The 23,027-nt window shown below is 64.7% G+C and carries 20 protein-coding genes and 1 pseudogene; 5 read left to right on the top strand and 16 right to left on the bottom strand.

All coding sequences use genetic code 11. The features are described 5' to 3' along the window. Positions 1–5: 5 nt before the first annotated feature. From ACIPG5_RS05265 to ACIPG5_RS05280, 4 genes are all read right to left on the bottom strand, one after another. Positions 6–1,730, bottom strand: a complete 1,725-nt coding sequence (locus tag ACIPG5_RS05265; RefSeq protein ID WP_401373663.1) for a putative 2-aminoethylphosphonate ABC transporter permease subunit — start codon at positions 1,728–1,730, stop codon at positions 6–8. Between the two features lies 1 nt (position 1,731). Then, the gene (locus ACIPG5_RS05270) at positions 1,732–2,790 is read right to left on the bottom strand and encodes a putative 2-aminoethylphosphonate ABC transporter ATP-binding protein (RefSeq protein ID WP_176515722.1); all 1,059 of its coding nucleotides are present in this window, start codon (positions 2,788–2,790) and stop codon (positions 1,732–1,734) included. A 162-nt stretch (positions 2,791–2,952) separates the two neighbouring features. Beyond that, positions 2,953–3,822 (bottom strand): LysR family transcriptional regulator, encoded by an 870-nt coding sequence (locus ACIPG5_RS05275; protein WP_176515720.1) that lies wholly within the window; start codon positions 3,820–3,822, stop codon positions 2,953–2,955. 29 nt (positions 3,823–3,851) lie between these two features. Continuing rightward, the gene (locus ACIPG5_RS05280) at positions 3,852–6,098 is read right to left on the bottom strand and encodes a heavy metal translocating P-type ATPase (protein WP_401373666.1); all 2,247 of its coding nucleotides are present in this window, start codon (positions 6,096–6,098) and stop codon (positions 3,852–3,854) included. Positions 6,099–6,181: 83 nt separating this feature from the next. Here ACIPG5_RS05280 and cadR point away from each other — a divergent pair, with 83 nt between their 5' ends. Continuing rightward, positions 6,182–6,625, top strand: coding sequence for a cadmium resistance transcriptional regulator CadR (cadR, locus tag ACIPG5_RS05285; RefSeq protein ID WP_176515717.1), 444 nt, complete (start codon positions 6,182–6,184; stop codon positions 6,623–6,625). An 83-nt stretch (positions 6,626–6,708) separates the two neighbouring features. Here cadR and ACIPG5_RS05290 read toward each other — a convergent pair whose 3' ends face one another. The 3 genes from ACIPG5_RS05290 to ACIPG5_RS05300 are packed head-to-tail and all read right to left on the bottom strand — an operon-like array spanning position 6,709 to position 9,337. Continuing rightward, the gene (locus ACIPG5_RS05290; RefSeq protein WP_401373668.1) at positions 6,709–7,680 is read right to left on the bottom strand and encodes a thymidylate synthase; all 972 of its coding nucleotides are present in this window, start codon (positions 7,678–7,680) and stop codon (positions 6,709–6,711) included. A gap of 48 nt (positions 7,681–7,728) precedes the next feature. Beyond that, positions 7,729–8,538 (bottom strand): prolipoprotein diacylglyceryl transferase, encoded by an 810-nt coding sequence (gene lgt, locus ACIPG5_RS05295; RefSeq protein WP_176515715.1) that lies wholly within the window; start codon positions 8,536–8,538, stop codon positions 7,729–7,731. Positions 8,539–8,554: 16 nt separating this feature from the next. Beyond that, a complete protein-coding gene (locus ACIPG5_RS05300) occupies positions 8,555–9,337 on the bottom strand; it encodes a sulfite exporter TauE/SafE family protein (RefSeq protein ID WP_236193912.1) in 783 nt (260 codons plus the stop codon). A gap of 130 nt (positions 9,338–9,467) precedes the next feature. On the opposite strand from ACIPG5_RS05300, the gene ACIPG5_RS05305 reads away from it, so the two are divergent. Then, the gene (locus ACIPG5_RS05305; protein WP_401373673.1) at positions 9,468–10,214 is read left to right on the top strand and encodes an NRDE family protein; all 747 of its coding nucleotides are present in this window, start codon (positions 9,468–9,470) and stop codon (positions 10,212–10,214) included. Positions 10,215–10,264: 50 nt separating this feature from the next. Here ACIPG5_RS05305 and ptsP read toward each other — a convergent pair whose 3' ends face one another. Then, on the bottom strand, positions 10,265–12,544 hold the full coding sequence (ptsP, locus tag ACIPG5_RS05310; RefSeq protein ID WP_176517780.1) for a phosphoenolpyruvate--protein phosphotransferase: 2,280 nt from the start codon (positions 12,542–12,544) through the stop codon (positions 10,265–10,267). A 22-nt stretch (positions 12,545–12,566) separates the two neighbouring features. Next, positions 12,567–13,046 carry an RNA pyrophosphohydrolase gene (locus tag ACIPG5_RS05315; protein ID WP_003249017.1) on the bottom strand — a complete coding sequence of 160 codons (480 nt, stop codon included), beginning with the start codon at positions 13,044–13,046 and terminating at the stop codon, positions 12,567–12,569. 141 nt (positions 13,047–13,187) lie between these two features. On the opposite strand from ACIPG5_RS05315, the gene ACIPG5_RS05320 reads away from it, so the two are divergent. Further along, entirely contained in the window at positions 13,188–13,844 is a 657-nt protein-coding gene (locus ACIPG5_RS05320) for an HAD family phosphatase (RefSeq protein WP_176517781.1), read from the top strand. A gap of 114 nt (positions 13,845–13,958) precedes the next feature. Here ACIPG5_RS05320 and ACIPG5_RS05325 read toward each other — a convergent pair whose 3' ends face one another. Together ACIPG5_RS05325 and ilvA are read right to left on the bottom strand one after the other, a co-directional pair. Beyond that, positions 13,959–14,384, bottom strand: a complete 426-nt coding sequence (locus tag ACIPG5_RS05325; protein WP_236236002.1) for a DUF2269 domain-containing protein — start codon at positions 14,382–14,384, stop codon at positions 13,959–13,961. Between the two features lie 38 nt (positions 14,385–14,422). Then, positions 14,423–15,937 carry a threonine ammonia-lyase, biosynthetic gene (ilvA, locus tag ACIPG5_RS05330; RefSeq protein ID WP_176517783.1) on the bottom strand — a complete coding sequence of 505 codons (1,515 nt, stop codon included), beginning with the start codon at positions 15,935–15,937 and terminating at the stop codon, positions 14,423–14,425. 132 nt (positions 15,938–16,069) lie between these two features. Here ilvA and rpiA point away from each other — a divergent pair, with 132 nt between their 5' ends. Beyond that, complete coding sequence (gene rpiA / locus ACIPG5_RS05335; protein ID WP_401373676.1) at positions 16,070–16,744, top strand: ribose-5-phosphate isomerase RpiA; 675 nt, start codon at positions 16,070–16,072, stop codon at positions 16,742–16,744. An 80-nt stretch (positions 16,745–16,824) separates the two neighbouring features. On the opposite strand, the gene ACIPG5_RS05340 is transcribed toward rpiA, so the two are convergent. The 4 genes and pseudogenes from ACIPG5_RS05340 to ACIPG5_RS05355 form a co-directional block, all read right to left on the bottom strand. Then, positions 16,825–17,727, bottom strand: a complete 903-nt coding sequence (locus ACIPG5_RS05340) for an SdiA-regulated domain-containing protein (RefSeq protein WP_401373678.1) — start codon at positions 17,725–17,727, stop codon at positions 16,825–16,827. An 85-nt stretch (positions 17,728–17,812) separates the two neighbouring features. Then, positions 17,813–18,745, bottom strand: coding sequence for an SdiA-regulated domain-containing protein (locus tag ACIPG5_RS05345; RefSeq protein WP_401373680.1), 933 nt, complete (start codon positions 18,743–18,745; stop codon positions 17,813–17,815). A gap of 190 nt (positions 18,746–18,935) precedes the next feature. Further along, positions 18,936–19,601, bottom strand: a complete 666-nt coding sequence (locus tag ACIPG5_RS05350) for a fumarylacetoacetate hydrolase family protein (protein ID WP_176517787.1) — start codon at positions 19,599–19,601, stop codon at positions 18,936–18,938. A 24-nt stretch (positions 19,602–19,625) separates the two neighbouring features. Continuing rightward, a pseudogene (locus ACIPG5_RS05355) lies at positions 19,626–21,023 on the bottom strand (FAD-binding oxidoreductase). Positions 21,024–21,194: 171 nt separating this feature from the next. Between ACIPG5_RS05355 and serA the strand changes: the two are divergent. After that, complete coding sequence (gene serA, locus ACIPG5_RS05360; protein WP_176517788.1) at positions 21,195–22,424, top strand: phosphoglycerate dehydrogenase; 1,230 nt, start codon at positions 21,195–21,197, stop codon at positions 22,422–22,424. Between the two features lie 53 nt (positions 22,425–22,477). Here the strand turns inward: serA and ACIPG5_RS05365 are convergent, their stop codons facing one another. Next, complete coding sequence (locus ACIPG5_RS05365) at positions 22,478–22,954, bottom strand: DUF4399 domain-containing protein (RefSeq protein WP_176517789.1); 477 nt, start codon at positions 22,952–22,954, stop codon at positions 22,478–22,480. Between the last annotated feature and the right edge of the window lie 73 nt (positions 22,955–23,027).

A 23,027-nucleotide genomic window follows, 5' to 3' on the forward strand; every position in this document is an offset into this window, starting at 1 on the left:
GTCGGTCAATGGCCGGCAGCGCGTTGGCGCCAGGCCTGGGAGCGGCGCAACAGGCCGCGTGAAGCAGCGGCCAGCAGCAACGAGGCGCCAGCGCTGGTGAGCAGGATCAGGGTGGACATGGCGGCAGCGCCGCCGACGTTGCCGGCATCGTCCATGTTCAGCACGGCCACCGCGGCGAGGATGGTGTCGGGGCTGTAGAGGAAGATGGCCGCCGAGACGGTGGTCATCGCCGAGACGAACAGGTAGCGGATGATGTCCAGCAGCGCCGGCAGGCAGATGGGCACGGTGACCCGCACGAAGTGCTTGTACAGCGGCGCCTTGAGCGACAGCGCGGCGGCCTCGAACTCGCCGTCGAGCTGGCGCAGCGCGGTGGTCGCGGTCATCTGCGCGGTGGTCAGGTAATGGGCGATGGTGCACACCACCAGCAGCGCCATGCTGCCGTAGAACACATGCAGCGGGTTGCCAGCGAGGTTGAAGAAGAAGACATAGCCCAGGCCCAGCACCAGCCCCGGCACCGCCATGGGGATGAAGCTGAGCAGGCGCAGGGCCTGGTTGAGCAGGCGCTGGCCCTGAGTCTTCTCCATCAGGTAGGCGCCGCTGAAGATCACCAGGCTGCCGATCAGCGCGGTGGCGATGGCCATGGTCACGCTGTTGCGATAGGCCAGCCAGCCACCGCCTGCGGTGTCTTCGAACATGTAGTGCTTGAACGACAGGGTCAGGTTGTAGGGCCAGAAGGTCACCAGCGACGAGTACACCGCCATGCCGATCACCGCCAGCAGCGCCGCGCACACCAGCACCACGATGGCCAGGAAGCAGGCGTCACGGCCGCGCGAAGGCTTGGGCTCGAACACCTGGGCACGGCCGCTCATGGCATCGCCCTGGCGCCGGCGCAGCCAGGCATCGACGGCAAAGCTGAGCAGCGCCGGCACCAGCAGCACCATGCCGATCAGCGCGCCACGGCCGAATTGCTGCTGCCCCACCACCGCCTTGTATGCCTCCAGCGCCAGCACCTGGTAATCGCCACCGACCACCACCGGTACGCCAAAGTCGGTGATGGTCAGGGTGAACACCAGGCAGAACGCGGCGAACACCGCCTGGCGCGTGGCCGGCCAGGTGATGCTGCAAAACGCCCGCCAAGGCCCGGCGCCCATGCTCGAGGCGGCATCGAACAGCCGCGCATCGGCCAGCGACAAGGCCGAGAGCAGGATCATCAGCGCATGCGGGAAGGTGTAGATGGCCTCGCCCAGGACGATGCCCCAGAAGCCATAGATGTTGTCGTGCAACAGCCCGCGCAGCAGGCCCTGGTTGCCGAACAGGTAGACCAGGGCGATGGCCGGCAGCATCGACGGCGCCAGCAACGGCAGCAGCGAAATGCCTCGCCACAGGCCTTTGGCCGGGATCAGCGTGCGCTGCAGGGCGTAGGCGAACAGATAGGCCAGCGGAATCACGATCAGCGCCACGGTGAACGCCACCGACAGGCTGTTGCCGAGCAGCCAGTGGAAGTTTTCGCTGGCGAACAGCGCACGGGCCGCGACCAGGCCACCACCCTGGCCGGCATCACCACTGAAACCGCGCCAGAAGATCGCCAGCAACGGCATCAGCACGGCCAGCAGCAACAGCACCAGCAGCAGGCTCTTGCCACCGATCACGAACAGCCGATCTCCCAAGGCGACGTCACTGGAGGGTGCGCGCTTGGCGTCGGGGAGCGGCAGGGACATTGGCGCGGCCATCTCAGGCAAACACCTGCAGGCTCTGTGGCGGCAACGCCACCCAGATGTCCTGCGAGCCCAGGCGCGGCATGGCTTCGGGGGCCAGCTCGGCGAGCAGGGCGTGGCCTGGCAGGGCCTTGAGCTCGAAGCTCATGCGGCAGCGGTTGCCGAGGAAGGTGATCTCGCGCACCTTGGCCGGGAACAGGTTTTCCTCGTGCACCACCGGGTTCACCGTGATCGCCTCGGGGCGGCAGAACAACCGGCCGCTGCTGGCGCGCGGCGCACCGGCGGCCAGGCGCATGTTCATCGCGCCGACCTGGGCGTGGCTGTCGCTGCTGCGTTGGAACGGCAGCCAGTTGCCCTGGCCGACGAACTCGGCGACGAACGGGGTGGCCGGCTGGTCGTAGATTTCCTGGGGCGTGGCGTACTGCTCGACCTGGCCGTTGTTCATCACGGCGATGCGGTCGGCCATGAGCATGGCTTCATCCTGGTTGTGGGTGACCATCAGCGTGGTGATGCCAAGCTGGCGCTGCAGCTGGCGCAGCTCGGTGCACAGGTGCTCGCGCACACGGGCATCGAGCGCCGACATCGGCTCGTCGAGCAACAGCAGCGAGGGCGCTGGGGCCAAGGCACGGGCCAGGGCCACGCGCTGCTGCTGGCCGCCGGAGAGCTGGCCGGGGTATTTCTTTTCGCTGCCGCCAAGGCCCACCAGCTCAAGCATCTCGGCCACCCGTTGGCGGCTCTGCTCACGGCTGCTGCCGGTCAGGCCGTAGGCGATGTTGGCTTCGACGCTGAGGTTGGGGAACAGGGCGTAGGACTGGAACAGGATGCCGTAGTCACGGGCCTGGGGCGGCAGTTCGGAGATGTCGCGGTTGCCGATGTACAGCGTGCCGCGGTCCTGGCGCTCGAGGCCGGCGATGCAGCGCAGCAGGGTGGTCTTGCCGCAGCCGGAGGGGCCGAGCAGGCAGACCAGCTCGCCGGCGGCGATGTCCAGGGAGACATCGTTCAGCGCGGTGAAGGCACCGAAACGCTTGTGGATACCGCGCACTTTCATCTGTGCGCCCGGAGTGGCGTGGTTCATGGCAAGGCCTCATCGAACAGATGGGGCCATGCTAGGAAGGCTGTGCGAAGGTTCTGTGGCGTTAGGGCAAAAGCGGGCGATAGTGGTATAGGCAGATTTTGTAGTGGCCTTGCCGGCCCTATCGCCGGCAAGCCGGCTCCTACACCAGCACCTACAGCCCTATCAGAACTGCGAACCCACCACTTCCTGCGCCACCCCCAGGAACGCCGCCGGCAACCGCGCCTGGCGCCGCTCCTTCAGGCAATACAGGTACTCATGCATCACCGGCGCGTTCTCCAACGTCAGCACACGCAGTTCGGGGTTGTGCGGCACCTCGTGGCGGGCAATCACACTGATGCCGATATTGCGCAGCACCGCCTCGCGGATCGACTCGCGGCTGCCGATCTCCAGCAAGGCCCCGGCCTTCACCCCGGCCTCGTCCAGCATCTGCTCGGTCAGCTTGCGGGTGGTCGAGCCTTTTTCGCGCATCAGCAGGCAATGCCCCGCCACCACGTCGATGGACACCGCCTGGCGATGCGCCAGCGGGTGATTGCGGTGCACCGCCACCACCAGCGGGTCGGTGCCCAGCACCCGCCGCACCAGGCGCGCATCTTCAAGCAACTGCGAGGAGGCGGCGATATCGACGCGGTAGTCTTCGAGCATTTCCAGCACCTGCTGGGAGTTGCCGATCTCCACCGCCACTTCCACCTGCGGCAGGCGCTCGCGGAAGATCTTCACCAAGTCGAGGATGTAGTAAGGCGCGGTGGCGGCGATGCGCAGGCTGCCCTGGGCATGGCCGCTGTTGCGCAGCTCGAACTCGATGTCGGCTTCCTGCTGCAGCAGCGCCTTGACCATCGGCAACAGGCGCACGCCCTCTTCGCTCAGCACCAAGCGCCGGCCACCGCGGTAGAACAGCTCCACCGCGTACTGGCTCTCCAGGTTGCGAATCTGCGTGGTCACCGTGGGCTGGCTGAGCCCGAGCTTCTTCGCGGCCAAGGTGATGCTGCCCAGGCGGGCCACCATGTAGAAGGCTTTGAGCTCGGCACTCAGCATTGCAGGACCTCTGTTGTGCGCAACCGGCGCTACTTGCGCAGCAGGCGCAAACCGTTGAATACCACCAGCAGGCTCACGCCCATGTCGGCAAAGACGGCCATCCACAAGGTGGCCATGCCGGTGAAGGTGATCGCCAGGAACAGCGCCTTGATGCCCAGCGCCAGAACGATGTTCTGCGTCAGGATCGCCGCACTTTGGCGCGACAGCCTGACGAACGCCGGGATTTTGCGCAAGTCGTCATCCATCAGCGCCACGTCGGCGGTCTCGATCGCGGTGTCGGTACCGGCGGCGGCCATGGCGAAGCCGATTTCGGCGCGGGCCAGGGCCGGCGCATCGTTGATGCCATCGCCGACCATGCCGACCCGGTGGCCCTGGGCATACAGCTGCTCGATGCTGGCCAGCTTGTCGGCAGGCAGCAGGTTGCCTTCGGCGCGGTCGATGCCCACCTGGGCGGCGATCGCCTCGGCGGTGTGCGGATTGTCGCCGGTGAGCATGACAGTCTTGATGCCCAGCGCATGCAGTTCGGCGATGGCCTCGCGGCTGCTGTCCTTGACCGTGTCGGCCACGGCGAACAGCGCCAGCGGGCCGGAGCGGTCGAGCAGCAGCACCACGGTCTTGCCCTGGCGCTCCAGCACGTCGAGCTGTGCTTCGAGCTCTGGCGAGCACAGGCCCAGCTCTTCGACCAGGCGGTGGTTGCCCAGGTGGTAGGTCTGGCCATCGATCACCCCGCGCACGCCGCGCCCGGCCAGGGCTGCAAAGTCGCTCACCTCGCTCAGCGGCAGGTTCTGCGCCTTGGCGAACTGGGCGATGGCGCCCGACACCGGGTGGTCGGAACGCGCCCCAAGGCTGGCCGCCATGGCCTGGGCGCGGCCTTCGAACAGCGGCTCGAGCACCTTGGCGTCGGTTTGCACCGGCTTGCCGTGGGTGATGGTGCCGGTCTTGTCCAGGGCCAGGTAGTCGAGCTTGCGGCCGCCTTCGAGGTACACGCCGCCCTTGATCAGGATGCCCTTGCGCGCCGCCGCGGCCAGGCCGCTGACGATGGTCACCGGGGTCGAGATCACCAGTGCGCACGGGCAGGCCACCACCAGCAGCACCAGGGCGCGGTAGACCCAGTCGAACCAGGCGCCGGCCATGAACAGCGGCGGGATGATCGCCACCGCCAGGGCCAGGGCGAACACCACCGGGGTGTAGATGCGCGAGAAAGTGTCGACGAAGCGCTGGGTCGGCGCACGCGCGCCCTGGGCCTCTTCCACGGCCTTGATGATGCGCGCCAGGGTGGATTGCCCGGCGGCGGCGGTCACCCGGTACTCCAGGGCGCCGGCCTGGTTGATGGTGCCGGCAAACAGCTTGTCGCCGACGGCTTTCTCCACGGGCAGGCTTTCGCCGGTGATCGGTGCCTGATCGACGCTGGATTGGCCACTGACTACCTCGCCATCCAGGCCGATGCGCTCACCGGGGCGCACCCGCACCTGCGCACCGATGGCCACTTCGCGCACATCCACCTCGCGCCACTGGCCATCGGCCTGCTGCACCGTGGCGGTGTCGGGGGTGAGTTGCATCAGGCCGCTGATGGCATTGCGCGCACGGTCCAGGGAGCGGGCTTCGATCAGCTCGGCGACGGTGAACAACACCATGACCATGGCCGCTTCCGGCCACTGGCCGATCAGCACTGCACCGGTCACGGCGATGCTCATCAGCGCGTTGATGTTGAGGTTGCGGTTCTTCAGGGCGATCCAGCCCTTCTTGTAGGTGCCCAGGCCACAGCCGAGGATCGCCGCCAGGGCCAGCGCGGCCACCAGCCATTCCGGCGCCAGGGCGCCAAAGTGCACGATTTCGGCGGCGATCGCGGCAATACCCGACAGCGCCAGCGGCCACCAGCGGGCCTTGTGCGGCTGCACCGGGGCATCAGCGCCTTCGGCTGCCAGCGGCTCGGCCTTCATGCCCAGGCTTTCGATGGCGCGCTCGATGGCTTCGGTGCCGGCCAAGGTATGGCGCACGCCGAGCACGCGGTTGATCAGGTTGAATTCCAGCTGCTCGACACCTGCCAGCTTGCCCAGCTTGTCCTGGATCAGCGTCTGTTCGGTGGGGCAGTCCATGGCGTCGATACGAAAGCGGCTCAACTGCGCCTGGGCGCTGGCCTTCTCGGTCAACTGCACCAGGGCCGGCGCTGCGCTGGCGCCACAGCAGCTGTGGCCGTGCGCGGCATGGCCGTGGTCGTCATCGCCGTGGGCATGATCGTGGGGGTGCTTGTGTTCGGGGCTGACAGGCTGGTTCATGGGGGCATCCTTAATGTTCGCCTGTTGCCAAGTGAACACCCTGTAGCCACTATAGGGTCAAGCCATCTGCTGGAGAATTTGCCATGAAGATCGGAGAACTGGCCAAGGCGACTGACTGCGCCGTGGAAACCATCCGTTATTACGAGCGTGAGCAACTGCTGCCGGAGCCCGCCCGCACCGACGGCAACTATCGGCTGTACACCCAGGCCCACGTCGAGCGGCTGACCTTCATCCGCAACTGCCGCACGCTGGACATGACCCTGGATGAAATCCGCAGCCTGCTGCGCCTGCGCGACAGCCCTGAAGGCTCGTGCGGCAGCGTGAATGCGTTGATCGATGAGCATATCGAGCACGTGCAGGCACGGATCGATGGCTTGGTGGCGCTGCAGGCGCAGTTGGTGGAGTTGCGTCAGCGCTGCAATGCGCAAGGGGCGGAATGCGCGATCTTGCAGCAACTGGAAGTGAATGGGGCGGTATCGGTGCCGGAGGCCGAGCATTCACATGTGGGGCGTAGCCACGGGCATTGATCCAAGCCCCCATCGCCGGCAAGCCGGCTCCCACAAGGCCTGCGTCTGTGGGAGCCGGCTTGCCGGCGATGGGGCCAATGAAGTCAGACCGCCATCGGCGCCGTCATTGGCGCATGGTGCTCGTAACCTTCCAGGCTGAAGTCGCTCGGCTCGATCTTCTCCAGCCATTCAGGCTCGTACTTGCCGGTCTTGGCGAAGTCTGGCACGCGGTCGCTGATCACCAGCTTCGGCGCTGCCAGCGGCTCGCGCTTGAGCTGCTCGTTGAGCATGTCCAGGTGGTTTTCATACACATGGGCATCGCCGATGAAGTAGGTGAACCAGCGTGGGGTGTAGCCGGTGAGGCGGCCGAACAGCGACAGCAGCGCCGCGCCTTCGGTGAGGTTGAACGGCGTGCCCAGGCCCAGGTCGTTGGAGCGGATGTAGAGGGTCAGGGAAATTTCCCTGGTCTCGACATTCGGGTGGAACTGGTACAGCAGGTGGCACGGTGGCAGGGCCATTTCGTCCAGTTGCGCGCAGTTCCAGCCGTGGAACAGGATGCGCCGGCTGCCCGGGTCGTTGGCGATGGTGTCCAGGCACTGGCGCACCTGGTCGATGGCCTTGTACAGGATGACGAACGCCTGGCCGTCTTCCTCGTCCTTGGCGATCTGGCGGAAGCCTGCCTTTTCGGCCATTTCGATGGCCGCCGGGTTGCTCTGCGGGATGCGCTTGTAGCCCGGCCACTGGCGCCACTGCACGCCGTAGATTTCGCCCAGGTCGTCATGCCCCTGGCGGAACGGGTTGGCCAGCCACTGGGCGTTTTCGTTGGCGTTCTGGTCCCAGACCTTGCAGCCCAGCTCGCGGAATTCACCGGCGTTCTTCACGCCCCGCAGGAAACCGACCATCTCGCCGATCGCCGACTTGAACGCCAGCTTGCGCGTGGTGATGGCCGGGAAGCCTTTTTGCAGGTCGAAACGCAGCATCGCGCCCGGCAGGCTGATGGTGCGGATGCCGGTGCGGTTGCCTTGCAGCGTGCCGTTTTCGATGACGTCGCGGACCAGATCTAGATACTGTTTCATGACTTTCCTGTAACAAGAACGGCAGGGGGATCGCCCCTGCCGTGAAAATCATACGGCGGGTTTGGCCGTAGGTTTGCGGTTGTAGGCCAACCAGATCAGGAAGATGCCGCCGACGATCATCGGCACGCAAAGCAACTGACCCATAGTCAACCAGCCGAACGCGATGTAGCCAAGCTGGGCATCGGGCACCCGCACGAACTCCACGATGAAGCGGAAAATACCGTAGAACAGCGCGAACATGCCGGAAACGGCCATGGTCGGGCGCGGCTTGCGCGAGTACAACCAGAGAATCACGAATAATGCCACACCTTCGAGGGCGAACTGGTACAGCTGCGACGGATGACGGGGCAACTGCGCCGGGTCGCTGAAGGGCGGGAAGACCATCGCCCAGGGCACGTCGGTGGCCTTGCCCCACAGCTCGGCATTGATGAAGTTGCCGATACGCCCGGCACCCAGGCCGATCGGCACCAGCGGCGCAACGAAGTCCATCAGCTCGAAGAACGACTTGTTGTTGCGCTTGCCGAACCACAGGGCCGCCAGCATCACCCCGATGAAACCGCCGTGGAACGACATGCCGCCCTTCCAGACCTCGAAGATCAGCGTCGGGTTGGCCAGGTAGGCGTGCAGGTCGTAGAACAGCACGTAGCCCAGGCGGCCACCGACGATCACCCCCATCGACAACCAGAACACCAGGTCGGAGAGCTTCTCGCGCGACCAGGTGGGGTCGAAGCGGGCGAGCCGGCGTGAGGCGAGCAGCCAGGCGCCGCCGATGCCGATCAGGTACATCAGGCCGTACCAGTGGATTTTCAGCGGCCCGAGGGCCACGGCCACGGGGTCTATCTGCGGGTAAGGCAGCATGGATATTCCTCTTGGTTCAAATCAGGAAGCTCAGCCCGACGCAGAACAGCAACGCGGCGAACAGGCGCTTGAGCAGGCGCGGCGACAGCTTGTGCGCCAGACGTGCGCCGAAGCGGGCGAAAAACATGCTGGTGACGGCGATGCCGACCAGCGCTGGCAGGTAGACATAGCCCACGCTGTGGGCCGGCAGGTGCGTGTTGCCCCAACCCAGCCACATGAAACTCAGGGCACTGGCCACGGCAATCGGCAGCCCGCAGGCCGACGACGTCGCCACCGCCTGCTGCATCGGCAGGCTGCGCCAGGTCAAAAACGGTACGGTCAGCGAGCCGCCGCCGATACCGAAGATGGCCGAGGCCCAGCCGATCACCCCGCCTGCGCCGATCAGCGCAGGCTTGCCGGGGATGCCGCGGCTGGCCTTGGGCTTGAGGTCCAGGGCCATCTGCGCGGCGACGATCAGGGCGAACACGCCGATGATCTTTTGCAGTTGAGGGCCTTGGATCAGCGAGGCGGTCTTGGCACCGATACCGGCACCGAGCAGGATGCCGACGGTCATCCAGGCGAAGATCGGCCACTGCACCGCGCCCCGGCGGTGATGCTCGAGCACGGCATTGATCGAGGTGAAGACGATGGTCGCAAGCGAGGTGCCGACTGCCAGGTGGGTGAGTATCGACGCATCGAAGCCCTGCAAGGTGAAGCTGAACACCAGCACCGGCACGATGATGATGCCGCCACCCACGCCGAACAGCCCGGCCAGCACGCCGGCGCAGGCCCCCAACAGCAGATAGAGTACGAACTCCATTCGTCATCCCCGAGAAAATCAATCCGGCATGGTAACGGAAGGCGGGCTCGAGGCTCTAGTGAACTTCGTGACAGGATGGATCGCCGCCAGCGCAGTGGGTAGAGTGGCAAAAAACACAGAGGCCAAACCTATGTGCCTGATCGTATTCGCCTGGCGGCCCGGGCATGCCCTGCCGCTGATCGTCGCGGCCAACCGTGACGAGTTCTATGCCCGGCCGACCCAGGCCCTGGCCGCCTGGCAGGACGCCCCTGGGGTGCACGCGGGGCGTGACCTGGAGGCCGGGGGCACCTGGCTGGGGGTGGGGCCGCAGGGGCGCTTCGCGGCGCTGACCAACATTCGCGAACCGGGCCAGCCGCTCGGGCCGCGCAGCCGCGGCGAGCTGGTGGCGGGGTTCCTCAAGGGTGAGCTGGGTGTCGAGGCTTACCTGGGCCAGGTCGCCAGCCGCAGCGGGCAGTATTCGGGGTTCAACTTGCTGGTGGGCGACAGGGGCCGGCTGGGCTACCTGCATGCCCGGGATGCGGCGCCGCAGCTGCTTGAGGCAGGGGTGTACGGGCTTTCCAATGCCGGGCTGGATACGCCGTGGCCAAAACTGGTGAAGGCCCGCGCGGGGCTGGAGGGCTTGCTGGAGTCGGCGCAGCCGCAGCAGTTACTGGCCTTGCTGGCCGATGCGGAGCCGGCGGCGGATAGCGAACTGCCGGAGACGGGGGTGGGGGTGGCGACCGAGAAGCTGCTGTCGAGCGTGTTCATTGCCAGCCAGAACTACGGGACGCGGGCCAGCACTGTGTTGATTGTCGATGATCAGGGCAGAAGGCGGCTGATCGAGCGCAGTTTCGGGCCGTTTGGCGGGCACTTGGGGGAAGTCGAGTTGATGGTCTGACGGGCCTCATCGCCGGCAAGCCGGCGATAGGGCCAGCAGGTACAGCACACCTATAAAGTCTTGTTCGCCCCAGGCCCGATCATCCGCGCCAAGCCAAGGTTCTTCAGCGCCAGCTGCAGCGAGCTGTGGATAACTTGCGGGTTGTCATGGCTCATGGCCTCGGCCAGCAGCTCCTGGGCCTTGCTCATGTTCATCTGGCGCAGCATCCACTTCACCTTCGGCAGGTTGGTGGCGTTCATCGACAGGCTGTCGAAGCCCATGGCCATCAACAGGATCGCCGCCGCCGGGTCACCGGCCATTTCGCCGCAGATGCTCACCGGCTTGCCTTCGCCATGGGCATCGCGCACCACGGTATTCAGGGCCTGCAGCACCGCCGGGTGGAGGTAGTCGTAGAGGTCGGCGACCCGCGGGTTGTTGCGGTCGACCGCCAAAAGGTACTGGGTCAGGTCGTTGGAGCCGACCGACAGGAAGTCCACCTGCCGCGCCAGCTCCTTGGTCTGGTACACGGCCGCCGGAATCTCCACCATCACCCCCACCGGCGGCATCGGCACATCGGTACCTTCGTCGCGCACCTCGCCCCAGGCGCGGTGGATCAGGTGCAGGGCCTCTTCCAGCTCGTGGATGCCCGAGATCATCGGCAGCAGGATGCGCAGGTTGTTCAGGCCTTCGCTGGCCTTGAGCATGGCGCGGGTCTGGACCAGGAAGATCTCCGGGTGGTCGAGGGTCACGCGGATGCCGCGCCAGCCCAGGAACGGGTTCTCTTCCTTGATCGGGAAGTACGACAGCGACTTGTCGCCGCCGATGTCGAGGGTACGCATGGTCACCGGCAGCGGGTGGAAGGCCGCCAGCTGCTCGCGGTAGATCGCCAGCTGCTCCTTTTCGCTGGGGAAGCGCTGGTTGATCATGAACGGCACTTCGGTGCGGTACAGGCCGACACCTTCGGCGCCACGCTGCTGGGCACGGGCGACATCGGCGAGCAGGCCGGTGTTGACCCACAGCGGCATGCGGTGGCCGTCGGGGGTGACGCAGGGCAGTTCGCGCAGGGCATCGAGGCCCTGGGCCAGCTGGCGTTCTTCCTCGACCACTTCGCTGTACTGCTTGCGCAGCACGTCGCTGGGGTTGGTGAACACCTCGCCCTTGTAGCCGTCGACGATCATCTCGATGCCGTCGACCTTGGAATACGGCAGGTCGACCAGGCCCATCACCGTGGGGATGCCCATGGCCCGGGCGAGGATGGCAACGTGCGAGTTACCCGAACCCAGCACCGACACCAGGCCCACCAGCTTGCCTTCGGGCACTTCGCCGAGCATGGCCGGGGTCAGCTCTTCGCTGACCAGGATGGTGTTGTCGGCATACACCAGCGATTGCGAGCGGGCTTCCTGCAGGTAGGCCAGCAGGCGGCGGCCGAGGTCCTTGACGTCCGAGGCGCGCTCGCGCAGGTAATCGTCGTCCATCAGCTCGAAGCGGTTGACGTGCTCGCCGACCACCTGGCGCAACGCGCCCTGCGCCCATTGGCCGGTCTTGATGACTTCCATCACCTCGCCGCCCAGGGCCGCGTCTTCGAGCATCATCAGGTACACGTCGAACAGCGCGCGCTCTTCCGGGCGCAGCTGGGTGGCCAGCTTGGCCGACAGCTTGCGCATGTCTTCGCGCACGCCTTCGAGGGCGTTCTGGAACAGTTTGAGTTCACCGTCGATGTCTTCGACGGCCTTGTCCGGCACCACTTCGAGGTCGGCCGGCGGCAGCATCACCACCGCCCGCCCGACTGCAGCGCCCGGCGAGCCTGGCACGCCGACGAAGCGCGCTTCCTGGATGCCCTTGCCCTGGCGGCCCAGGCCACGAATCGAGCCGGTGGCCTCGGCATGGGCGATAACCCCGGCGAGCTGGGCGCTCATGGTGACCAGGAAGGCCTCTTCGCCTTCATCGAACTGGCGGCGCTCTTTCTGCTGGATGACCAGCACGCCCACCACCCGGCGGTGGTGAATGATCGGCGCGCCGAGGAACGAGGCGAACTTCTCTTCACCGGTTTCGGCGAAGTAGCGGTAACGCGGGTGATCGGCGGCGTTTTCCAGGTTCAGCGGCTCTTCCCGGGTACCGACCAGGCCGACCAGGCCTTCGTTGGGGGCCATGCTGACCTTGCCGATGGAGCGCTTGTTCAGGCCTTCGGTGGCCATCAGCACGAAACGGTTGGTTTCCGGGTCGAGCAGGTACACCGAGCAGACCTGGCTGCCCATGGCCTCCTTGACGCGCAAGACAATGATCCCCAACGCCGTCTTGAGATCTTTGGCGGAGTTCACTTCCTGGACGATCTTGCGCAGCGTATTGAGCATGGCTCGGGGTCGAACTCCGTCGTCAGTCGCGCGTCAGCAGACGCGGTGCTAGCTCTTTCAGGGCGCGGCGGTATACCTCGCGCTTGAATGTCACCACCTGGCCCAGCGGATACCAATAGCTGACCCAACGCCAGCCGTCGAATTCCGGTTTGCCGGTCAGGTCCATCCGCACCCGTTGCTCATTGCTCACCAGGCGCAGCAGGAACCACTTCTGCTTCTGGCCGATGCACAGCGGTTGGCTGTGGGTGCGGACCAGACGCTGGGGTAAACGATAACGCAACCAGCCGCGGGTGCAGGCAAGAATTTCCACATCATCGCGTTCAAGGCCAACTTCTTCGTTCAGCTCGCGGTACAGGGCATCTTCCGGCGTCTCGTCAGGGTTGATACCACCCTGCGGGAATTGCCAGGCATCCTGGTTGATCCGCCGAGCCCATAGCACCTGCCCGGCATCATTCGTAAGAATGATCCCGACATTGGGGCGAAAACCATCCGGGTCGATCACGGCAGCAACCTCGCAAACGCATGTCACCGCATTGTTCCACAAAGCCTGCGAGCGCAGCAACGCGCCCGCCAAGCTTATGTGCAGCGCGGTGAAAACTCCGTATTCTGCGGGGCTACCCTGTAGCTGATGCGAGTACCCGCGATGCGCCTGGCTTTATTCGACCTGGACAATACCCTCCTCGGTGGCGACAGCGACCATGCCTGGGGTGACTACCTGTGCGAGCGGGGCATTCTCGACCCGGTCGCCTACAAGCAACGCAACGATGCCTTCTATCAGGACTACCTGAACGGCACCCTGGACCTGCAGGCCTACCTGGCCTTTTCCATGGAAATCTTCGCAGCCACCGAGCCCGCGCAACTCGACCAGTGGCATGGCGAATTCATGCGCGACTGCATCGAGCCGATCATCCTGCCCAAGGCCCTGGCCTTGTTGCAGCAGCACCGCGAGGCCGGTGACCAGCTGGTGATCATCACCGCTACCAATCGTTTCGTGACCGCGCCCATTGCGCGCCGCCTGGGCGTGCGCGTGCTGCTGGCCACCGAATGCGAGATGCGCGATGGCCGCTATACCGGGCGTAGTACCGATATACCGTGCTTCCGTGAAGGCAAGGTGACGAGGCTGGAGCGCTGGATGCTGGAGAACGGCTTCGATCTGGAGGACAGCTATTTCTATAGCGACTCGATGAATGATTTGCCGTTGCTGGAGCGGGTGACGCACGCGGTGGCGGTGGATCCGGACCCTAAGCTGCAGGTGGAGGCCGAGCGGCGTGGGTGGCCGGTGATTTCCCTGAGGGATTGAGCATGCCGGGGCCGCTTTGCGGCCCTTTCGCGACACAAGGCCGCTCCTACCGGGGGGCGCGTTCTCTGTAGGAGCGGCCTTGTGTCGCGATGGAGGGCGAAGCCCTCCCCTGCCTCAAACCGGCTTGGCGCCCATCAGCCCGGCAATGGACAAGAAGCACACCCCACTGAACACCGCCAAGGCCAGGGTAAACCGCAACCCCACCACCTCGGCCTTGCGCAGCCGGTTCAGGCGCACCAGCAGCCACCACACGGCAAACGCGCCAAGCGTATAGATGACGCTGGACGCCAGCACCCACGCCTGCCCCAGCGGCCAGCCGACCAGGTGCACCAGCCACCAGCCGGTGAACGGCATGCTCACCAGGCACACGCCCATCAGCAACCAGACGAACACCAGCGGCCGGCGCAGCAGCTTGGCATAAGCCTCTGCATCACCCTGGCGGCGGGCACGTACTGTCCAGATCGCCAGGCCCAGTGCGCCCAGCAGCAGCACGGCTGTGGCGATGATGTGCAGCGTCTTGAGGGTTGTCAGGTGTTCCATGGCTTCATGTCCTTGAGCGGTAAGGCAAGCTTAGCCGCTCAGCCCAGGAACAGCCGATAGGCCGGGTTATCGGTTTCGTCCCAGTACGGGTAGCCAATCTTGGCCAGCGCCGCCGGCACCAGGTGGCGCTCGTCTTCCGGCACCTGCAGCCCCGCCACCACGCGCCCATCGGCGGCGCCGTGGTTGCGGTAGTGGAACATCGAGATGTTCCAGCGCCCGCCCAGCTTGTTGAGGAAGTTGAACAACGCCCCCGGCCGCTCGGGGAACTCGAAACGCAGCACGATCTCGTCGCGGGCGCCGGCCGAATGGCCACCGACCATATGGCGGATGTGCAACTTGGCCAGCTCGTTGTCGGTCAGGTCGGTGACCGGGAAGCCCTGCTCGGTCAACTGCTGCACCAGCGCGGCGCGCGGGTCGTTTTCCGGGTGGGTCTGCACGCCGACGAAGATGTGCGCCTCGTCCGAGGTGTGCTTGCGGTAGTTGAATTCGGTGATCTGGCGCTTGCCGATGGCCTCGCAGAAGGCCTTGAAGCTGCCCGGGCGCTCGGGGATGGTCACGGCGATGATCGCTTCGCGCTTCTCGCCCAGCTCGGCACGCTCGGCCACGTGGCGCAGGCGGTCGAAGTTGACGTTGGCGCCGGAGTCGATGGCCACCAGCGTCTGCCCGGTGACGCCCTTGAGCTCGACATACTTCTTGATCCCGGCAACGCCCAAGGCGCCGGCAGGTTCGGTGATCGAGCGGGTATCGTCGTAGATATCCTTGATTGCCGCGCAGATCTCGTCGGTGCTGACAGTCACCACCTCATCCACATGCAGGCGGCAGATGTCGAAGGTGTGCTGGCCGATCTGCGCCACCGCCACGCCATCGGCGAACAGCCCGACCTGCGGCAGCACCACGCGCTCGCCAGCGGCCATGGCCGCCTGCAGGCAGTTGGAGTCGTCCGGCTCCACACCGATCACCTTGATTTCCGGGCGCAGGTACTTCACGTAGGCGGCAATGCCGGCGATCAGGCCACCGCCACCGACCGGCACGAAGATCGCGTCCAGCTGGCCAGGGTGTTGGCGGAGAATTTCCATGGCCACGGTGCCTTGGCCGGCGATGGTGTGCGGGTCGTCATAGGGGTGGATATAGACGAAGCCCTTCTCGTCGACCAGTTTCAGCGAATAGGCCAGCGCTTCAGGGAACGAGTCGCCGTGCAGCACCACCTTGCCGCCCCGCGAACGCACGCCCTCGACCTTGATCTCCGGGGTGGTCTTGGGCATCACGATGGTGGCCTTGATGCCCAGCTCGCGGGCCGCCAGGGCCACACCCTGGGCATGGTTGCCGGCCGAGGCGGTGACCACGCCACGGGCCAGTTCTTCAGGGCTCAGTTGCGCCAGCTTGTTGTACGCCCCACGGATCTTGAAAGAAAACACCGGCTGCAGGTCTTCGCGCTTGAGCAGAATCTGGTTGCCCAGCCGCTTGCTCAGCTGTGGGGCGCTTTGCAACGGGGTTTCGACAGCGACGTCGTAGACGCGCGAGGTGAGGATCTTCTTGACGTACTGTTCGAGCATCGGGAAAGCATCACTGGCCGCGGGACAAGGGCTGCGAGTCTACCCCAGCGCTACGTCGGGCGACCACAGCAAAGCCGCCCAAGCCGTTATACTAGGCAACTTTGAAACCGCCCTGCCCCTTTCGGAGCCCGCATGACCCAGGACCAACTCAAACAGGCCGTCGCCCAGGCCGCTGTCGACTTCATTCTGCCCAAGCTGGATGAAAAGAGCGTCGTCGGCGTCGGAACCGGTTCGACCGCCAACTGCTTCATCGACGCCCTGGCAAAGCACAAGACCGCCTTCGACGGCGCGGTCGCCAGCTCCGAGGCCACGGCCCAGCGCCTGAAGGGCCATGGCATCCCGGTGTATGAGCTGAACAGCGTCAGCGAGCTTGAGTTCTACATCGACGGCGCCGACGAAAGCGACGCGCACTTGAACCTGATCAAGGGCGGCGGCGCGGCGCTGACCCGCGAGAAGATCGTCGCGGCCGTGGCCAAGACCTTCATCTGCATCGCCGATGCCAGCAAGCTGGTACCGGTGCTGGGCGCCTTCCCGCTGCCGGTCGAAGTGATCCCGATGGCCCGCAGCCACGTGGCGCGCCAGCTGGTCAAGCTGGGCGGCGACCCGGTGTACCGTGAAGGCGTGGTGACCGACAACGGCAACGTGATCCTCGACGTGCACAACCTGCAGATCACCAACCCGGTGGAGCTGGAAGCGCAGATCAACGCCATCGTCGGCGTGGTGACCAACGGCCTGTTCGCGGCGCGCCCGGCCGACCTGCTGCTGCTGGGCACCTGCGAAGGCGTGAAGAGCCTCAAGGCCGAGTGATGCCATCACCGGCAAGCCGGCTCCTACAGCGCACAACCCTGTGGGAGCCGGCTTGCCGGCGATAGGGCCGCAAAGCCCAGTCAATCCGCCGGCTGCTTGAACACATAGAACAGGTTCGGCTCACTGACCAGGTAGATGGTCCCCGCCTCGTCCATCGCAATCCCTTCCGCCTGCGGCACCGTCTCCTTCAGCCCCTGGAACCCCTTGCGCAACGACAAGGTACTCAGCGGCCTGCCCTGAACATCCAGCTCCAGCACCAGCCGCGACTCATCCGACAGCGCCAGCAAGTGCCCACTGCGCTCATCGAACTGCAGGCTGGAAAGATCACGCACGAACAACCGCGAATCGCGCTTGCGGTCCTGCACCACGTGCACCGCGTAAGGCTGCTCGAGGTTCTCGTGGGGGAAGCCCAGCACCTCGTAGATCAGCATCGGGTCACGCTCCTTGGCCACGAACAGGCGCTTGCCTGCAGAGTCGTAGGCCAGGCCCTCGAAGCCCTTGTTACCGTTCAGGCCAATGCCCAGGGACAGCTGCTCGGCATCGCCGGCATCGAGAAACGGCGTGTCGTCTTCGACGCGCACGCGGATCAAGCGCTGCTGGCGCTCATCGGTAATCACGTAGCTGTTGGGGCCGATGTACTCCACGGCTTCCGGGTCGCCGAAGCCGGTCAATGGAATGCGCCGCAGGATGCGGCCATCGAGGGACAGCTCGATCAGCTCGGAGCGGGCGTTGGTCACCGTGAACAGGGTCTTGCGGTCGGGGTCGTAGGTCAGCGCCGAAAGGTCATCATCAAGCCCCTCGACAGGCTGCGCCTCGACCACCACCCGGTAGCGGTCCAGGCCCATGCTTTGCTCAGCCGGCTGCCACCAGGTCTTGAGGTTGAACCAGGTGCGCTCGAACAGGCGAAACTCCTGCCCGGCCAGGCCCAGTAGCAGCAACCCGGCAATGACAAGAAGCAATGGCAGACGAACATAACGGCGCATAAGGGCAGACTCGGCTCAGGGGGTGGCGAATCTAACCATGGGTGTCTGAAGTAAAGCTTAATCCCGGCGTCGGAATGATCTGAAGCTATTGTGGGTTCTTTTTGAAGCGATAGAAGAGTGCCGGTTCGCTGACCATGTACAGGTTGCCCTGGTCGTCCATGGTCACTCCTTCGGCCCGCGGGATGGTGCCCTTGAGGCCGTTGAAGCCACCGAGCAGGGTCATGAAGCTGACCTGCTGGCCTTGCTCGTCGAGCTCCAGCAGCATGTTGGAGTCGGCCGACAGCACCAGCAGATGCCCCGTGCGCGGGTCGACGGAAAGCGCCGAGAGGTTGCGCAGGTCGAGCTCGTCGCTTTCCAGGGCCTGTTTTTCACCCTTGAGCGGGGTGCGCCCGTCGGTCGCCCAGGTGTACAGCTTCGGCGGCCGTTCCTGGCCGATCACCAGGCGCTGGCGCATCGGGTCCCAGGCGATGCCTTCGTAACCCTTGTTGCTCTTGGGCGAGGGGCCCAGGTCGTGGCTCTGGAAATCGGCATGGTTGAGCGATTTGGTTTGCCCATCCACCTTGACCACGGTCAGGTCATGCAGGCGTTCATCGGTAATGGCCAGCTGGCCATCTTCGAGCACGGCGACGCCTTCGGGGTTGTTCCAGCCCACCAGGGGGATCTGGCGCAGCACATCGCCTTCCAGGCTGAGCTCGACCAGGAACGGGTTCTTGCCCATCACGGCAAACAAGGTGCGGGTCTGGGGGTTGAACGCCACGTCCGAGGCTTCGTCATCGTCCATGCCCGGCAGCGGCTTGGCATCGATATCGACCTGGTAGTCCGGCAGCCACACGCTTTCGCTGCGCTCGGCGCTGCTTTCGAAGCCTTCCTTGACCCACAGCAGCCCGCGGTCATCCCAGTGCATGGCCACCGACAGGCCATAGCCGATCACCGCAGCCACGGCCAGGGCGAATGGCCAGCGCCGGTAGAAGCGGCGTTTTGGCTTGGGGGTCGAGGATGCGCTGGAAGAAGAGGCCATGCAGGGGTTCCTGGTGAAATGGGCGAAGATTCGCGCATTATCCGGATGGGTTGTGAAAAAACGGTAAACCGCGTTGCTTGCGCGCTCACTGTGGGAGCCGGCTTGCCGGCGATGAGGCCCTGAATGGTTTGCAGGACCTTATCGCCGGCAAGCCGGCTCCCACATATAAGAGAAGGTGCTCAGTAAAGGCTCAGAGCACCCGGCTCTCGAAGCGGCTCACACCCGGCAGCTCCAGCACCAGCTCATCGCCCACATTGAACGGGCCAACGCCAGCCGGCGTGCCGGTGAGGATCACATCCCCCGCCTGCAGGGAGAAATGCCGGGCCATGTACTGGATCATCGGCACGATCGGGTTGAGCATCATGGCGCTGTTGCCATCCTGGCGCACTTCGCCGTTGACGGTCAGGCGCACCGGGATATCGGTTACATCTTCAAAGGCCGCGGCGGAAACGAACGGCGGCAGCACGCAGGCGCCGTCGAAGCTCTTGGCCAGTTCCCAGGGCAGGCCCTTCTCCTTGAGCTTGGCCTGCACGTCGCGCAGGGTCAGGTCCAGCGCCGGGGCATAACCGGAAATGGCGTCCAGCACCTCTTCCTCGGAGGCATGGGTGGACAGCGACTTGCCCAGCAGCACGGCAATTTCCGCCTCGTAGTGCACCGAGCCACGCTCGGTCGGGATCTTGAAGCCACCTTCCAGCGGCACCACGCAGCTACCCGGCTTGATGAACAGCAGCGGCTCGCTGGGGATGGGGTTGTCCAGTTCCTTGGCGTGCTCGGCGTAGTTGCGGCCGATGCACACCACCTTGCCCAGCGGGAAGTGGATGCGCGTGCCGTCTACGTACTGGTGCTGATAACTCATGGCCGACTCCTAGGCTGCTGCTTTTTATTCGGGAGCGAAGATCTTACCCGGATTCATGATGCCGTTAGGGTCGAACACGGCCTTTATTGCCTTCATGCAGGCAATTTCTTCAGGCGAACGGCTGTACCCCAGGTAGTCGCGTTTGGTCATGCCCACGCCATGCTCGGCGGAGATCGAGCCGTTGTAGCGCTGGACGATCTCGAACACCCATTTGTTGACCTTGGTGCACGAGGCAAAGAAGTCATCCTTGCTCATGTGCTCGGGCTTGAGGATGTTCAGGTGCAGGTTGCCGTCGCCGATATGGCCGTACCAGACCACTTCGTAGTGCGGGTAGTGCTCGCTGACGATGGCATCGATGTCGCGCAGGAACGCCGGCACCTTGGAAACGGTGACGGAAATGTCGTTCTTTTAGGGTGTCCAGTGGGAGATGGTTTCCGACAGGTATTCGCGCAGCTTCCACAGGTTCTTGAGCTGGGTTTCGCTCTGGCTCATCACGCCGTCCAGCACCCAGCCTTGTTCCACGCAGTGCTCGAAAGTAGCCAGCGCCTCGTCGGCCACCGATTCGGTGCTGGCCTCGAACTCCAGCAGGGCATAGAACGGGCAGTCGGTGGCGAACGGCGCTGGCACATCGCCCCGCGCCAGGATCTTGGCCAGGCCCTTGTCGGAAAAGAACTCGAACGCGGTAAGGTCGAGCTTGCCCTGGAAGGCATGCAGCACCGGCATGATCGAGTCGAAATCCGGTGTGCCCAGCACCATCGCGGTAAGGTTGCGCGGGGCGCGGTCCAGGCGCATGGTCGCCTCGACCACGAAGCCCAGCGTGCCTTCGGCGCCGATGAACAACTGGCGCAGGTCGTAGCCGGTGGCGTTCTTGATCAGGTCCTTGTTCAGCTCGAGCAGCTCGCCCTTGCCGGTGACCACCTTCAGCCCCGCCACCCAGTTGCGGGTCATGCCGTAGCGGATCACCTTGATGCCGCCGGCGTTGGTGCCGATGTTGCCGCCAACCTGGCTGGAGCCGCTGGAGGCGAAATCCACCGGGTAATAAAGGCCCTGCTCCTCGGCAAACGCCTGCAGCTGGCGGGTAATGACCCCTGGCTGGCAGACCACGGTGCGGTCGAAGGCGTTGAAGTCGAGAACCTGGTTCATGTAGTCGAACGAGACCACCACCTCGCCATTGGCCGCCACGGCCCCGGCCGACAGCCCGGTGCGGCCGCCCGACGGCACCAGGGCAATATGATGGCGATTGGCCCAGCCGACGATCGCCTGCACCTGCTCCACGGTCCTGGGGAACACGATGGCCGAGGGCGCGGGCGGATAATGCTTGGTCCAGTCCTTGCCGTAGGCCTCCAGGGAAGCCGGGTCGGTGAGGACCTTGCCCGGGTCGACAAGGGTCATCAGTTCATCAATTACCGCCGGGTGAGTCATCGCTGGAACTCTCGACTTATTCATAGTCACCCTGAGCACTCTTCACCTGTCGGGATAAGCTCAGATTGTGTCGCGTATGCTAGCATAGCCCTCCCGCTGTTCATGCTAAGGCCGCCGCTGCGCCTAGCATCACCCCTCGCCATTTTTTCTCCGGGATACAGGTTTACGCAGATGAGCAAGACTTCTCTCGACAAGAGCAAGATCAGGTTCCTTCTTCTTGAAGGTGTGCACCAGAACGCGGTCGATACCCTCAAGGCTGCCGGCTACACCAACATCGAATACCTCACTGGTTCGTTGCCGGAAGCCGAGCTGAAGGAAAAGATCGCCGATGCCCACTTCATCGGCATCCGCTCGCGCACCCAGCTGACTGAAGAGATCTTCGACTGCGCCAAGAAACTGGTCGCCGTCGGCTGCTTCTGCATCGGCACCAACCAGGTCGACCTGGAAGCTGCTCGCGCCCGCGGTATCGCCGTGTTCAACGCGCCGTACTCCAACACCCGTTCGGTCGCCGAACTGGTGCTGGCCGAAGCCATCCTGCTGCTGCGCGGCATTCCCGAGAAAAACGCCTCCTGCCACCGTGGCGGCTGGATCAAGAGCGCGGCCAACTCCTTCGAAATCCGTGGCAAGAAGCTGGGTATCGTCGGTTACGGCTCGATCGGCACGCAACTGTCGGTACTGGCCGAGAGCCTGGGCATGCAGGTCTACTTCTACGACCCGCTGACCAAGCTGCCGCTGGGCAACGCCGTGCAAGTCACCAGCCTGCACGAGCTGCTGGGCCTGGCCGACATCGTGTCGCTGCACGTGCCTGAGCTGCCATCCACCCAGTGGATGATCGGCGAGAAGGAAATCCGCGCGATGAAGAAGGGCTCGATCCTGATCAACGCCGCCCGCGGTACCGTGGTCGAGCTGGACCACCTGGCCGCCGCGATCAAGGACAAGCACCTGATCGGCGCCGCCATCGACGTGTTCCCGGTCGAGCCGCGCTCCAACGACGAAGAGTTCGAAAGCCCGCTGCGTGGCCTGGACAACGTGATCCTGACCCCGCACATCGGTGGCTCCACCGCCGAAGCCCAGGCCAACATCGGCCTGGAAGTGGCCGAGAAGCTGGTCAAGTACAGTGACAACGGTACCTCCGTATCGTCGGTCAACTTCCCGGAAGTGGCGCTGCCGGCCCACCCAGGCAAGCACCGCCTGCTGCACATCCACGAAAACATCCCGGGCGTGCTCAGCGAGATCAACAAGGTCTTCGCCGAGAACGGCATCAACATCTCCGGTCAGTTCCTGCAGACCAACGAGAAAGTGGGTTACGTGGTAATCGACGTCGACGCCGAGTACTCCGACCTGGCGCAAGAGAAACTGCAACAGGTCAAGGGCACCATCCGCTCGCGCGTCCTGTTCTGAGCGTAAGCGCTGGATGAAAAAGGGAGGCCCTGGTGGCCTCCCTTTTTTTGTACTTACTTCACCTCGACGGTGATCTTCTTCGACTCGACACTGGGTTTGAACGGCACGTGGTACTGGTCGCCCAACACCAGTTGCAGCGTGTGCTTGCCTGGGGCCAGGGTGATGGTGGCCTCGGTCTGCGCCTTGCCAAAATGCAGCACTTGCGGGCCGGCCGGCAGCGCTACGCCGCTCTCGGGCATCAGGCTGGTCGGCAGTGGCTGGTCGGCGACAGGTTCCTTGTCGACGTCTACCAGCAAGTGATGATGGCCCGTGTGCGGCGTCTGGTCGCCTGCCGGCTTGAGGCCCATGCCCTCGATGCCGAACTTGACGGTGAAGGTCTTGTCGACCGTGGCGCCATCGGCGGGGGAAACGATGAAGACCTTGGCATCCTTGGGCGGCTCCTGGCTCTTGAGCGCATCCGCGGCGCTGGCCACCACTGCGGCCCCCATCAGCAGACCGGCAACCGCAGCACGCGAAAATAGGCTGTTCATTCACTTCTCCTGTGATTCACTTAAAGACCGCCGCCACTAAAAACCTGTGGCGGCGGAAGTTCACCATAGCCCA

The sequence above is a fragment of the Pseudomonas sp. NPDC087029 genome (assembly GCF_044745345.1).
Taxonomy (GTDB): Bacteria; Pseudomonadota; Gammaproteobacteria; order Pseudomonadales; family Pseudomonadaceae; genus Aquipseudomonas; species Aquipseudomonas faucium.